13 protein-coding genes are annotated in these 12,543 nt (G+C 52.0%); 4 read left to right on the top strand and 9 right to left on the bottom strand.

Annotated elements, in window-relative coordinates; genetic code table 11:
- Nucleotides 1–21 precede the first annotated feature (21 nt).
- Nucleotides 22–795, top strand: a complete 774-nt coding sequence (gene deoR, locus HP572_RS06415; protein ID WP_240585118.1) for a DNA-binding transcriptional repressor DeoR — start codon at nucleotides 22–24, stop codon at nucleotides 793–795.
- A 143-nt stretch (nucleotides 796–938) separates the two neighbouring features.
- Here deoR and HP572_RS06410 read toward each other — a convergent pair whose 3' ends face one another.
- From HP572_RS06410 to HP572_RS06395, 4 genes are all read right to left on the bottom strand, one after another.
- On the bottom strand, nucleotides 939–2,144 hold the full coding sequence (locus HP572_RS06410; protein ID WP_240585117.1) for a serine hydrolase: 1,206 nt from the start codon (nucleotides 2,142–2,144) through the stop codon (nucleotides 939–941).
- Between the two features lie 285 nt (nucleotides 2,145–2,429).
- Nucleotides 2,430–3,089, bottom strand: coding sequence for a methionine ABC transporter permease (locus HP572_RS06405; protein WP_240585116.1), 660 nt, complete (start codon nucleotides 3,087–3,089; stop codon nucleotides 2,430–2,432).
- Complete coding sequence (locus tag HP572_RS06400; RefSeq protein ID WP_240585115.1) at nucleotides 3,082–4,098, bottom strand: methionine ABC transporter ATP-binding protein; 1,017 nt, start codon at nucleotides 4,096–4,098, stop codon at nucleotides 3,082–3,084. The genes HP572_RS06405 and HP572_RS06400 overlap by 8 nt, the downstream gene beginning before the upstream one ends.
- Nucleotides 4,099–4,179: 81 nt before the next feature.
- Entirely contained in the window at nucleotides 4,180–5,025 is an 846-nt protein-coding gene (locus HP572_RS06395; RefSeq protein ID WP_240585114.1) for a MetQ/NlpA family ABC transporter substrate-binding protein, read from the bottom strand.
- A 143-nt stretch (nucleotides 5,026–5,168) separates the two neighbouring features.
- Here HP572_RS06395 and HP572_RS06390 point away from each other — a divergent pair, with 143 nt between their 5' ends.
- Nucleotides 5,169–5,786, top strand: a complete 618-nt coding sequence (locus tag HP572_RS06390) for a glutathione S-transferase family protein (protein ID WP_240585113.1) — start codon at nucleotides 5,169–5,171, stop codon at nucleotides 5,784–5,786.
- 31 nt (nucleotides 5,787–5,817) lie between these two features.
- Here HP572_RS06390 and HP572_RS06385 read toward each other — a convergent pair whose 3' ends face one another.
- From HP572_RS06385 to HP572_RS06375, 3 genes are all read right to left on the bottom strand, one after another.
- Entirely contained in the window at nucleotides 5,818–6,984 is a 1,167-nt protein-coding gene (locus HP572_RS06385; RefSeq protein WP_240585112.1) for a PQQ-dependent sugar dehydrogenase, read from the bottom strand.
- Between the two features lie 139 nt (nucleotides 6,985–7,123).
- Entirely contained in the window at nucleotides 7,124–7,786 is a 663-nt protein-coding gene (locus tag HP572_RS06380) for a zeta toxin family protein (protein ID WP_240585111.1), read from the bottom strand.
- Entirely contained in the window at nucleotides 7,774–8,082 is a 309-nt protein-coding gene (locus tag HP572_RS06375) for a hypothetical protein (protein ID WP_127156872.1), read from the bottom strand. Before HP572_RS06375 ends, HP572_RS06380 begins: the two co-directional genes overlap by 13 nt.
- Nucleotides 8,083–8,237: 155 nt before the next feature.
- Here HP572_RS06375 and rimO point away from each other — a divergent pair, with 155 nt between their 5' ends.
- Together rimO and sanA are read left to right on the top strand one after the other, a co-directional pair.
- Nucleotides 8,238–9,551 carry a 30S ribosomal protein S12 methylthiotransferase RimO gene (rimO, locus tag HP572_RS06370; RefSeq protein WP_010277324.1) on the top strand — a complete coding sequence of 438 codons (1,314 nt, stop codon included), beginning with the start codon at nucleotides 8,238–8,240 and terminating at the stop codon, nucleotides 9,549–9,551.
- 182 nt (nucleotides 9,552–9,733) lie between these two features.
- Nucleotides 9,734–10,513: an outer membrane permeability protein SanA gene (gene sanA, locus HP572_RS06365; RefSeq protein WP_240585110.1), complete on the top strand. Its 780-nt coding sequence runs from the start codon at nucleotides 9,734–9,736 to the stop codon at nucleotides 10,511–10,513.
- A 9-nt stretch (nucleotides 10,514–10,522) separates the two neighbouring features.
- Here sanA and yeiB read toward each other — a convergent pair whose 3' ends face one another.
- Nucleotides 10,523–11,698 carry a DUF418 domain-containing protein YeiB gene (gene yeiB, locus HP572_RS06360; RefSeq protein ID WP_240585109.1) on the bottom strand — a complete coding sequence of 392 codons (1,176 nt, stop codon included), beginning with the start codon at nucleotides 11,696–11,698 and terminating at the stop codon, nucleotides 10,523–10,525.
- 121 nt (nucleotides 11,699–11,819) lie between these two features.
- Entirely contained in the window at nucleotides 11,820–12,482 is a 663-nt protein-coding gene (gene folE, locus HP572_RS06355) for a GTP cyclohydrolase I FolE (RefSeq protein WP_005967317.1), read from the bottom strand.
- Nucleotides 12,483–12,543 lie beyond the last annotated feature (61 nt).

Here is a 12,543-nt window from a genome sequence, read left to right as displayed (position 1 = left end):
AGCTTACTAGCAGGGAATTTTATGGAAACGCGGCGCGACGAACGAATCGGCAGACTGGCTCAGGCATTAAAGAAAACCGATAAACTCCATCTTAAAGACGCCGCACAGCTACTCGGCGTGTCCGAGATGACCGTGCGCCGCGATCTGAATGCAGATTCCACCAGCGTCATGCTGCTCGGCGGCTACGTTGTTAGCGACCTGAAGAATAACGGTGTCACGAACTATTTTGTCTCCGATCAGCAGACCAAGCACGTAAGAGAGAAGCAGGCTATCGGTACTGCGGCTGCCTATCTGGTGGAAGCAAACGATACCGTTTTTTTCGACTGTGGCACCACGATTCCTTTCATCATTGATGCCATTCCTGATGAGTTGCCCTTTACCGCGATTTGCTATTCCCTGAACACCTTTTTAGCACTACAGGAAAAAAAGGCGTGCAGAGTGATTTTGTGCGGCGGGGAATACCATCCAGATAACGCGATTTTTACCCCACTCAACCAGCGAAGTGAACTGGACAACGTCTGTCCGAACAAAGCCTTTATCTCTGCGGCAGGTATCGAACTGACTGCGGGTGCCACCTGCTTTAACTTTGCCGAACTGGGCATGAAGCAACGCGCGATGGCAACCGCACAGCGAATCATTATTGTGGCGGACAGCAGCAAGTTCGGTCAGATTAAACGCGCCTGCATCGGCCCGATGACGCTGTTTGATACCGTCATTTCCGACAGCTCCCCGAGCGATTCCTACTTACGCTATTTTTCCAACAACGGCATTCAGTTAATCCACCCCGGAAATTAGAGTCTGTCCGAGTAGGCGTTATTAGTGCAGCCAGTTTGGACAGGACAGCGCGCAAAAACCGGAGCGTACACGTAGTACGTGAGGATTTTGAGCACTGCCCAGGTTCAAAATGGCAAATAAAATAGCCCTAATGGGATAGACTCTTAGCCGAATATCCCACCGAACCACTGCTGCACCTTCATCATCACCGTATCCCAGAGGCGGCTAAAGAAACCGGCCTCGGGGATATCATCCATCGCGACCAGTTCGCGCTGTCCGATGCTTTTACCGTCCAGTTGGAAATCGATAGTGCCGACAACCTGATTCTTGGTCAGCGGTGCAGAAAGCTGCGGCTGATTGAGCGTAAAACTGGCCTTCAGGTTCTTCATTTGTCCTTTCGGGATGGTCAGCGCAGCATCCTGTGCGACGCCGAGTCGTGCCTCTTTCTCAGTACCAAACCAGACTCGCTGCGTAGTAAAAGGCGCATCCGTCTTGATAGGCGTTACCGTTTCGAAAAAGCGGAAGCCCCAGGTGAGCAGTTTTTCACTTTCACGGAAGCGAATGGCATCCGTTTGCGCCCCCAGCACCACGGAAATCAGGCGCATATTGCCTTCGGTGGCCGAGGCCACCAGATTGTGCCCCGCACCGTTGGTATGGCCGGTTTTCACACCGTCCACATTCAGGTTAGTGCTCCACAGCAGACGATTACGGTTAGGTTGGCGAATGTTATTGAAGGTGAACTCTTTTTCCTTATGCAACGCGTATTCTTCCGGCACATCGCGAATCAGCGCCTGCCCTAACAGCGCCATATCACGTGCGGTGCTGTACTGCCCCGGCGCATCGAGACCGTGCACGGTCAGAAAATTCGTATTCGTCAGGTTAAGGGCCTTCGCATAATTGTTCATCAGGCTAACGAACGCATCCTGACTACCCGCGACGTAATCCGCCAGCGCGATGCTGGCATCATTGCCTGACTGAATGACAATGCCTTTATTTAACTCAGAAACGGGGATGCGGTCGCCCGGCTTAAGGAACATCAGCGACGAGCCACGCAGCGCCGGATTGCCGGTTGCCCAGGCATCTTTTCCGACGGTCACTTCATCCGTAGGACGAATTTTACCGGATTTGATCGCCTGCCCAATCACATAGCTCGCCATAATTTTTGTCAGGCTGGCAGGGTCAAGACGCTCATCCGCATTGCTTTCCGCCAGCACTTTACCGCTGTGGTGATCGATCAGGATATAGGCTTTAGCATCAATCTGAGGCACCGCTGGCAACTGTTCGGCATAGGTGAATGGCACTAAACCAGCAAGCAATACCGTACCTACAGAGAAAGACGTGAGTCTGGTCAGGAAAGGAGTTGTTTTCATGAGTTCGCCGCGATATCCATCAGTCGTTAAAAATTCTTAATTTTCAATATGTTTTGAAAACTTTAGTAACATACAAAGGTAACGCGTCATCTGTAGGATGAAAACCGTTCATTCTGTAAAGATAGTCAAAGAAATGAAAGTTTCTAAAAAAACGCAGATAAAAAAAGGACTTAGGGAAAATTAAGGAATGTCTGAAAATGCAGACAGCAGGACTACCAGAAAAATGGCGGATAGCACGAGGGACATAGCAGAGTAGCTTCCCTCGTGCCAGTGATGGACATTCCCTTAACGGCGTTCGCGCTTATCGGCACGTTTTGACAGCCAGTCGCCCAGCGTCTGTACCACCTGTACCAGAATAACCAGCGCAATAACGGTAATCACCATCACCTCGGTTTCATAGCGATAATAGCCGAAGCGGATCGCCAAATCCCCCACCCCGCCGCCGCCAACAATGCCCGCCATTGCCGAATAACCAATGAGGCTCACTAGCGTGATCGTCAGGCCACGCAGTAATCCCGCTTTCGCCTCCGGCAGCAGCACCGTGCCGATAATACGCATCGGACTGGCTCCAAATGCTTCGGCCGCTTCCACGATACCGGGGTCAATTTCACGCAGCGCACTATCCACCAGACGCGCATAAAACGCGATCGCGGCGACCGACATTGGCACCGCCGCCGCCACAGGCCCAATCGTATTGCCTAAGAGACACTGCGTCAGCGGTAACAGCAAGACCAGCAGAATCACGAAAGGAATAGAACGGATGATATTCACCAGTACCGTGCCAAACAGATAAACGGCGCGGTTTTGCCAGAACAGGTTCCTGTCGGTGACGTAAATCAGCAGCCCCAGCGGTAAACCGCCAATCACGGCGAGCAGCGTGGAGATCCCCACCATCTGGAACGTTTCGCCAAACGCCGCGATCAGATCGACCCATAAATCAGCCATGCAGCACCTCTACGTTCGCCGTTCTTACCTGAATATGTTCCACTGCTTCGGTCACTTTTCCGGGGTCGGATGGGTGAGTTAGTAGCGCGACGAGGATGCCTAGCGCACGGTGACCAATGTATTCGATCTTGCCGTGCAGAATGTTAACGGACACACCAAAGCGCGTCGCAACGTCCGACAGCACGGGCTGCTCCGCCGATTCGCCAACGAACAGAATCTTCAGTAGTGTGCCCTGCAAATCCACCAGCAAGCGAGGCGGCAATGCAAGATCGAGCGTGTGGGATACCAGTTGACGCGTAAATGCGTGCTGCGGCGTCGCAAAGATATCGAAAACATCGCCCTCTTCTACAACTTGCCCACCCGTCATTACCGCCACGCGATCGCAGACGGCCTTAATCACGCTCATCTCATGAGAAATTAGCACGATGGTAATGCCCAGCGTCTCGTTAATCTCTTTCAGCAGCGCCAGAATAGCGGCTGAGGTTTCCAGATCGAGCGCAGACGTTGGCTCATCGCACAGCAACACTTCGGGATCGTTGGCAATCGCTCTGGCAATACCCACACGCTGTTTCTGACCGCCGCTGAGCTGCGCCGGATAAGACGACGCTTTATCCGTCAGCCCTACCACGTTCAGGATTTCCGGCACGCGCGCCGCGATATCCGCATTGGATTTCCCTGCGGCTTTTAGGCTAAACGCCACGTTTTCCGCCACGGTACGCGTCTGCATCAGGTTGAAATGCTGAAAGATCATACCGATTTTCTGTCGCTGTTCCCGCAGCGGCTGCCCCACTAATTCGCTGATGAGCACGCCATTGACAAGCACGCGACCAGCAGTCGGTCGCTGCAAGAGATTAATGGTCCGCAGCAGCGTGCTTTTCCCCGCGCCGCTGGTGCCAACAATCCCGTAGACCTCGCCACGTTGGATGTGCAACGACACGCTGTCCACCGCGAGATTTTCTGGTTGCTTCCCTTGTGAGAAGTCAACGCTTACCCCTTCTAGCTGAATCATTATCCGCAAACTCCTGGCCTGAGCGGAAAAGAAGAAAGCCGGTCATAGACCGGCCAAAAGACATTCTGTGTAGCCTAAAACTTACTGTGCGGGCACTGGCGTTTTCGCCTGCATCCACTCTGGTTTCTGGAACTGGCTATACATCAACGCGGGATCGTTGATCACCGCAGCATACGCCGGTGATTCCACAATCGCTTTGGTATCTTTAACAAAGGGCTTATCGAGATCGTCGGTACGCACGGCAATAATATTTTTCAGGTTCTCATCCAGAGTTTCCAGCTTGATAGCCGATGACAGTTTCATACCGGACGCCAGCGCAAAATTACCGTTCACCAGCGATGCCGTCACGCTATCCAGCGTGCGGGGTAACTGCGCCGCTTCCATCGGTTTGAAGACCAAGCCGCGTGGGTTTTCAATAATATCTTTCTCAGATGCTTTGGTCGGATCGATATCGGCCTTGATCGTAACCAACCCTATCGATTGCAGGAAACGCAGACCGCGCGCCAGATTGGTGGCGTCGTTAGAGAGCGTGACTACATCGCCTTTTTTCAGCTCATCCAGCGATTTGATTTTCTTCGAGTAGAAGCCCATGCTGGCTGTCGGTACGGTAATCAGCGGGGAAATTTTTAACCCTTTATCAGCGGCGAATTTTTCCAGATACAGCGTATGCTGGAAGAGATTGGCATCAATGCTGCCGTTGGCCAGCGCCAGATTGGGCTGAACGTAATCGCTGAATTCACGCACGACGACCTTGTAGCCTTTTTTCACCAGCTCAGGTTTGATGGCCAGATTCACCATGTCGCCATACGGCCCGGGTGCTACGCCAAACGTGATCGTCTGTGGATCGCTGCTGGCCAGCGCCAGTTGCATACCGGCGGCAAGCAGTGTGATGCCCAGCGCGGCGCGAACAGAATGCGTCAATTTCATTGTGTAACTTTCCTGTCTGAATGTAACTTGCTGTCATTATTAAGAATGGCGAGTTAAATCATAAAGACTAAAAAGGCATATCATTATTTCTCATCGACTGTCGCGGATAACCGGGACAGGCTTCACGAAGAAAGGGGGCAACTATGATAACGATTTGGGGTCGCGATAACTCGACCAACGTAAAGAAAGTCCTGTGGTGTGCAGAAGAACTGGCGTTGCCTTATCAGCATATTGCGGCAGGTGGACAGTTCGGTCTTAACCATGAAGTCGACTATCTGGCGATGAATCCTAATGGCCTCATCCCCTGTTTACGTGACGGCGATCTGGTGCTGTGGGAATCCAACACCATCGTACGTTATCTGGCGGCACAGTACGGTCAGGATTCGCTGTATCTTGCCGATGCGGGAAAACGCGCCAGTGCCGAGAAGTGGATGGACTGGGCCACCTCCTTCGCCGTCTCTTTCGGGCCAGTGTTCATTAATATGGTACGCGTCGCGCCAGAAAAACGAGATATGGCGTTAGTGCAGAAAGGTATCGCCGAATGCGAACGTTTGTTCGATATTGTGGATACCGTTCTGGCTAATCAGCCGTGGCTATCCGGCGATCAATTCGGCGTTGGCGATATTCCGCTAGGCTGTATTGCTTACGGCTGGCTGAATATGCCGATTGAACAACAGTCGCATCCGCATCTGGAGCGCTGGTATCAGCAGCTCACCGAGCGTCCGGCGTATCAGAAGCACGTCATGATTCCACTGTCTTAAGTGAAACAGGCACCGTAAGGTGCCTGATTTTTTACTCCAGCCCGACTTTCAGCAATTTGCCATTGTCATGATCGGTCAGCAGATAGAGGTAGCCGTCTGGCCCCAGCCTTACGTCGCGGATACGTTCACCGCGATCGCTTAGCAAGCGCTCTTGGGACGCGACTTTGTCGCCATCAAGCGTCAACCGAATCAGGTTCTTCTCTGCCAGCGCACCGATAAAGACTGAATTTTTCCATTGAGGGAAACGGTCGCTGTTATAGAAGGCCATTCCGCTGATGCCCGGTGATTTTTCCCAATAAAAATCGGGATTCACCATACCGGCGATCTCTTTTCCTTTCGCTTCTGGAATTTTCAGCCCGGAATAGTTAATACCATGCGTTGCAATCGGCCAGCCGTAATTTTCGCCCGCTTTGGGAATGTTGATTTCATCGCCGCCTTTCGGGCCATGCTCATTTTCCCACAGCACGCCAGACCACGGATTAATCGCCAATCCCTGCGGGTTACGATGTCCGTAAGACCAGATTTCCGGTCGTGCGTTAGGTGTATTCACAAACGGGTTATCGGACGGCACCTTGCCATCTGCTGTCAGGCGAACAATTTTGCCCTGTAATTTATCCAAATCTTGTGCGGTCGGGCGTTCGTTGTTTTCGCCCAGTGCGATAAACAGATGCCCTTGTCGATCAAAGGCCAGCTTGCCGCCGAAATGGTTACCCGTCGATAGCTTCGGTTCCTGACGGAAGAAGACCGTGAAATTCTCTAACCGCTTATTATCCTCGGAGAGTTTACCGTAGCCGACAGCGGTTCCTGCTTTACCATCATTCCCCTCTTCGGCAAAGCTCAGGTAGATGCGTCGATTCTGCGCAAAGTCTGGCGATAGCACGACTTCCAGCAATCCGCCCTGTGATTTAGCGAAGACCTTCGGTACGCCGGCTATCGGCGCAGACAGCGCACTGCCCGCTTTCCATAAACGCAAATTGCCGGCGCGTTCCGTAATCAGAATTCCCTGATCTTCCGGCAAAAACGCTAATGACCACGGGTGATCCAGCTTATCCTGCAATTCCGTCACTTTCGGTTCCGCCGCCAAGAGCTGGCTGGAAAATAGCAGCGTTGCGCTAAGCAGTAGCCAATGTGGCGCAGCAGAAAATCGTCGTAACAGGGTATGTGAAGCAGAATTGCGAGGCGTCAGGCGATAGGGCATAGCGTTGTCTCCATCCAACAAAAAGTCCTGTAAATTTAGGCGGCAGGCCGTGTTTGTGCAAAAAAACGTGGCAAGGTTTACATTTATTGAAGAAATTCAGAGAAACCAGAAGCTAAAGCGGCGGAAATGATAAGTTGGATTATCTCGGCTGAATCGTCCTGATTTTATTTTCATCCCACGACATCATCACATTTTTGTACAACCACATAGGCTGCACGTTATCAAACGCTTCCTCGACGATATCAAGAAAGCCATCCGGCGTAACCTCACCAAGAAACGTCAGTGTAGTCGTTGAATTATCGAAGAAGTAAGCGCGATGGCAGAGTCGGATCATCTCGGAGAGATACATCAAGCTACGCTGATAACGCCCAAAGACCTTATCCTTTGGCACACTATGCCCGCCTAATGCGACACGCTGAGTTATTCGCTCCTCGTTGAGTTCTGGATCTGACGTACAAACATAGTAAAGGTAGGGTTTATAGCCGTTTTTTCTTGCCGTCTTTACAAAATCGAGGTGACTTTCGTGACTCATCACGGACTCATAGGTAAAAGAAAGCCGATCGCGAATCCAGTCCTCTCTCAAACCTAAGGAAATTCTCTGTGCCAGCCTGGCGGCTGATTCATTAGACAACAGTGCTTTATCGACCGTTTCCCCCAGCAACGCAGGGAGATCAATATGCTTTGCAATATCATCGGGGTTAAGGTACTGCCCCAAAGGAACGGCGTATGTCTCTCTCAATTCTTTAGTCAACGTCGTTTTGCCCGATCCATTTGGGCCTGCAACCAGTCTCAAGCTCGGCAAAGCAGCTCCCTAAGCTTAATTGGTGGTTGGCCGTCCACGGGTTTAATTTCTGAGAGCGTACCATCAGGTGCTTGGCTGACCAGCCAGCCATCTTTGATATAAGCGATTGATACACCGGAATCCAACGCTTCTTTGATCGCCTGCTTTGAGGCACGGGCACCGATCTGCATTAAGGTCCGATTATCATCAATTTTGCTTTTACGCTGATGCTTACGCACGACTTTAATTCGCTGCACCATCATGCCTCCAGAATCATGGTAATGATGAAAAAGTATACCATAACGTTCTGTGCGCATTTACTATTTAGCCCCTCTTTGCGAAGCGCCTTCCACAAAAGCGTCATCTCCACAGCGATAAAATGCTGAGTTTTACACCACTGACTATAAGGATAATCAACTATGGTGTAGAATCCTCCGGTTTTTATTTTCTGTTTATTTTGTGAGCGAATAATATGCAACAACCACGTATCGGCTTTGTTTCCCTCGGTTGCCCGAAAAACCTCGTCGACTCCGAGAGGATTCTGACCGAACTGCGTACTGAAGGTTATCAGGTCGTCCCACGTTATGACGACGCTGAACTGGTGATCGTCAATACCTGTGGTTTTATTGACAGCGCCGTACAAGAGTCGCTGGAAGCCATCGGCGAAGCGCTGAATGAGAACGGTAAAGTCATCGTAACGGGCTGTCTGGGTGCCAAAGAAAATCAAATACGCGAAGTGCACCCCAAGGTTCTGGAAATTACCGGTCCGCACAGCTACGAGCAGGTGCTGTCGCACGTGCATCAATATGTTCCCAAACCAACACACAACCCGTTTACCAGCCTGGTTCCCGAGCAGGGAGTGAAGCTGACTCCGCGCCATTACGCGTATCTGAAAATTTCAGAAGGCTGTAATCACCGCTGCACGTTCTGCATCATTCCTTCCATGCGTGGCGATCTGGATAGCCGCCCAATCGGTTCGGTGTTGGATGAAGCAAAACGTCTGGTTGATGCCGGGGTAAAAGAGCTGCTGGTGATTTCTCAGGACACCTCAGCATACGGCGCGGATGTGAAGCAACGTACCGGTTTTTGGAACGGGCAACCGGTCAAAACCAGCATGGTCAGCCTGTGTGAGCAACTGGCATCGCTCGGCGTATGGGTGCGCCTGCACTATGTCTACCCGTATCCGCACGTAGACGATGTGATCCCGTTAATGGCAGAAGGCAAAATCCTGCCTTATCTGGACATTCCGCTCCAACACGCCAGCCCGAAAATTCTCAAGCTGATGAAGCGCCCTGGCGCAGTAGAAAGAACGCTGGAGCGCATTAAGCGCTGGCGCGAAATCTGCCCGGACTTAACGCTGCGTTCTACCTTTATTGTCGGCTTCCCCGGCGAAACGGAAGAAGATTTCCAGATGCTGCTCGACTTCCTGACAGAAGCCAAGCTTGACCGCGTAGGCTGCTTTAAATTCAGCCCGGTCGAAGGCGCGTCGGCAAATGCATTGCCGGATCAGGTGCCAGAAGAGATCAAAGAAGAGCGTTTCCACCGCTTCATGCAGCTCCAGCAGGCGATTTCTACCCAGCGTTTGCAGGATAAAATTGGCCGTGAAGTGCTGGTGCTGATCGATGAAATCGACGAAGAAGGCGCAATTGGTCGCAGTATGGCCGATGCCCCTGAGATTGACGGCGCGGTTTACCTTAACGGCGAAACCGGCGTGAAAGTCGGTGACATCGTTAAAGTGAAAGTCGAACACGCAGACGAGTACGATCTGTGGGGTAGCCGAGTTTAACTTTCCCATCACGCCAGCTTTTCTGCCCGAAAGGCTGGCGTTTTATTTTTACGCCATCTCGTCCCGAACGCTGAAAATTCAATCAATAAACCGCCCGTTCCTCGCCTTCGTCTTGCGTCCCCCTGTCAGGTAAAGTAGCCTTGGGGCATGATTAGTCTACTCGCCTTACCTGAGGCATAAGCATGTGGAAACGCCTGACATTCGGTTTGTTAGCCCTCATTGGCGTGCTGCTGCTCTCTGCTTTTGCCCTCGATCGTTGGATCAGCTGGAAAACCGCGCCATTTATTTACGATGAGCTTCAAACCTTGCCGAAACGGCAGGTCGGCGTCGTACTGGGGACAGCGAAATACTACCGTACCGGCGTAATCAATCAGTATTACCTGTTCCGCATGCAAGGGACGATTAACGCTTACAACAGCGGTAAAGTCAGCTATCTGCTATTAAGCGGTGATAACGCGCTACAAAGTTACAATGAACCGATGACGATGCGTCGCGATTTGATCGCCGCAGGCGTTCCACCTTCGGATATCGTGTTGGACTATGCGGGATTCCGTACGCTGGATTCCATCATCAGAACGCGCAAAGTGTTTGATACCAACGATTTCACCATCATCACCCAGCGTTTCCACTGTGAGCGTGCGCTATTCATCGCACTGCATCTTGGCATTCAGGCACAATGTTACGCTGTGCCCTCCCCAAAAAACATGATGACCGTGCGGGTTCGTGAATTTGGCGCTCGTTTGGGCGCGCTGTTCGATCTGTATATCCTTAAACGCGAACCGCGCTTTTTAGGGCCGCAGGTGCCGATTCCCGCCGAGCATACCATCCCAGAGGATGCCCCAGATTATCCTGCCGTCCTGCCGGAGCAGGTGCTTCCCGCGCCAGCGCATCAGGCTAAACCGGAGCAACCAGCAAAAGCCGAGCCCGAATCCGGGCCTCACCACGAGCAGGCCGCACCGTAGCGTATTTCTTTACGCCGTTTTCCCTATCGCATTCGTGAGCGTACGCCATAACCATTCGAGTGGTCCCTGACGAAAATAGCGCAGCCAGTAGTGAGAGAAAACCAGATTGACGATCCAAATAGCGGGAACCAGTGCCAGCAGTTGCAGGCGGCTGAACGCCATAAACAGGCCAAGCTGATTAAACAACGCGACGCAAATCAGCGTTTGCAGCAAATAGTTGGTTAACGCCATGCGCCCGATATCCGTAATCCAGTAGGTGATGCGCCATTGGCACAGCGTGGCCCAAAAGCCGTAACACAGCGCCAGATACCCTATCGCCTGCAAAGGTGAACTCAGCTCGCGCGGAATCTGCAATAACAGCCCGCTCCAGCGATATTCCCAGTCCACCAGCCACTGCCCCACTACGCCAACACTGTTAATCACCACACCCAACGGAATCAACCACAGTGCAACCTTACGATAGTGTGCCGTGCTGAATTCACCTTTCAGCCAGCCGCTGCGCATCAACCCAGCCCCCAGCAGCATCGATCCCGCCAGCAGCCAACCGTACTGCACGCCCAGCGACAACAGGCTTTCCGTGAGCAGATCGACGCGATTACTCCACGCTTCCGGTCCGCCTAACACCCGCCAGTAGGCTTCATAGGCGATATCCGCCATGCCCGGCAGCCAAAATCGTCCCGGTTGCAGGCTCAAAATCTGGCTCAACACAAACAGTACGCCGATCCCCACCAGATACAGAACCGCCCCCGTCCGCATTAGCAACCGACTGCTTTCCGCATGACGAATCATGCCGTAACACACCAGTCCAATCAGCGCATAGTCGAGCAATATGTCGCCATCCCACAGGAAAATGGCATGAATCAGACCGATGACCATCAACCAGAACAGGCGTGCATGTACCCAGCGTTTCCCCCGCGACAGCAGCAACTGTAGCCCCGCACCAAAAAGAAGAGAAAACAGCGTCAGAAATTTCGCCTGCGCAAGCAGATCCATCGCCGCCCAGGTTAAGACATCAGACAGCGTGGGTTCCCCTTGCCAGGCGGGATTCAGGTAGGCCGCATGCGGTAAACCAAACGCCGTAATATTCAGCAGTAAAATGCCCAAAATGGCGACGCCGCGCGCGAAATCCAGCGCAACGATCCGCGAGGGTGGCGAATGAGGTGACGGTATAGAGTGAGAAGGCATACAAATTACATTTTCAAATCATCGAAGTAGCGATTGTATGCACATACAGAGAAAAAGCGAAGATGCTTGCTGATTTGACGATGATAAAGCGTATTTTCTTCATCATCGTCAATAAGAAGTCTTAATTGTGGTGACGTACCGCGCGCAAGAATTCCTGACGCGTATTTTGGCTGGATTTAAACAGACCACCGAGCGATGTTGTGGTCGTGGCGCTCGTCGCATCACGAATGCCGCGTGCCTTCACACAGTAGTGCACCGCATCAATCGAGACCGCAACGTTATTGGTTCCCAACAGCGTTTGTAGCGCAACCAGAATCTGCTGCGTTAAGCGCTCCTGCACCTGAGGGCGCTGAGAGAAAAACTGGACGATTCGGTTGAGTTTCGACAAGCCGATGACGCCATCTTTCGGAATATACGCCACCGTCGCTTTCCCATCGATCGTCACGAAATGGTGTTCGCAGGTGCTGGTCAGCGTGATATCCCGCACGGTAACCATTTCATCGACCTTCATTTTGTTTTCAATGATGGTGATTTTGGGGAAATTGGCGTAGTCCAAGCCGGAGAATATTTCATCAACGTACATTTTAGCGATACGAGTCGGTGTTTCAGCCAGGCTGTCATCGCTCAGATCGAGACTCAGCAAATTCATAATTTCCGTCATATGCTCGGCAATACGTTGCTTACGCGTATCCCGATCCAACAACGCCCCGCGCAGCGGCGTTTCCAGACCACGTGCCAGCAGTGCTTCGTGCACCATAACGGCTTCTTTACTTAGTGATGACATTATTATTCTCCTGCAGGTGTAACTATGCCTATCGCACTATCACGGCCTTGGTCAGACCCTA

Origin of the sequence: Pectobacterium sp. PL64, from assembly GCF_022477975.1 — a bacterium.
Taxonomy (GTDB): domain Bacteria; phylum Pseudomonadota; class Gammaproteobacteria; order Enterobacterales; family Enterobacteriaceae; genus Pectobacterium; species Pectobacterium jejuense.
This window is presented reverse-complemented; position numbering and strand designations above follow the sequence as displayed.

Bases quoted from the DNA above. Each gene is read 5' to 3' on its own strand.
- deoR (WP_240585118.1), top strand. From the start codon at position 22: ATGGAAACGCGGCGCGACGAACGAATCGGCAGACTGGCTCAGGCATTA.
- HP572_RS06410 (WP_240585117.1), bottom strand. From the start codon at position 2,144: ATGAAAACAACTCCTTTCCTGACCAGACTCACGTCTTTCTCTGTAGGT.
- HP572_RS06405 (WP_240585116.1), bottom strand. From the start codon at position 3,089: ATGGCTGATTTATGGGTCGATCTGATCGCGGCGTTTGGCGAAACGTTC.
- HP572_RS06400 (WP_240585115.1), bottom strand. From the start codon at position 4,098: ATGATTCAGCTAGAAGGGGTAAGCGTTGACTTCTCACAAGGGAAGCAA.
- HP572_RS06395 (WP_240585114.1), bottom strand. From the start codon at position 5,025: ATGAAATTGACGCATTCTGTTCGCGCCGCGCTGGGCATCACACTGCTT.
- HP572_RS06390 (WP_240585113.1), top strand. From the start codon at position 5,169: ATGATAACGATTTGGGGTCGCGATAACTCGACCAACGTAAAGAAAGTC.
- HP572_RS06385 (WP_240585112.1), bottom strand. From the start codon at position 6,984: ATGCCCTATCGCCTGACGCCTCGCAATTCTGCTTCACATACCCTGTTA.
- HP572_RS06375 (WP_127156872.1), bottom strand. From the start codon at position 8,082: ATGCGCACAGAACGTTATGGTATACTTTTTCATCATTACCATGATTCT.
- rimO (WP_010277324.1), top strand. From the start codon at position 8,238: ATGCAACAACCACGTATCGGCTTTGTTTCCCTCGGTTGCCCGAAAAAC.
- sanA (WP_240585110.1), top strand. From the start codon at position 9,734: ATGTGGAAACGCCTGACATTCGGTTTGTTAGCCCTCATTGGCGTGCTG.
- yeiB (WP_240585109.1), bottom strand. From the start codon at position 11,698: ATGCCTTCTCACTCTATACCGTCACCTCATTCGCCACCCTCGCGGATC.
- folE (WP_005967317.1), bottom strand. From the start codon at position 12,482: ATGTCATCACTAAGTAAAGAAGCCGTTATGGTGCACGAAGCACTGCTG.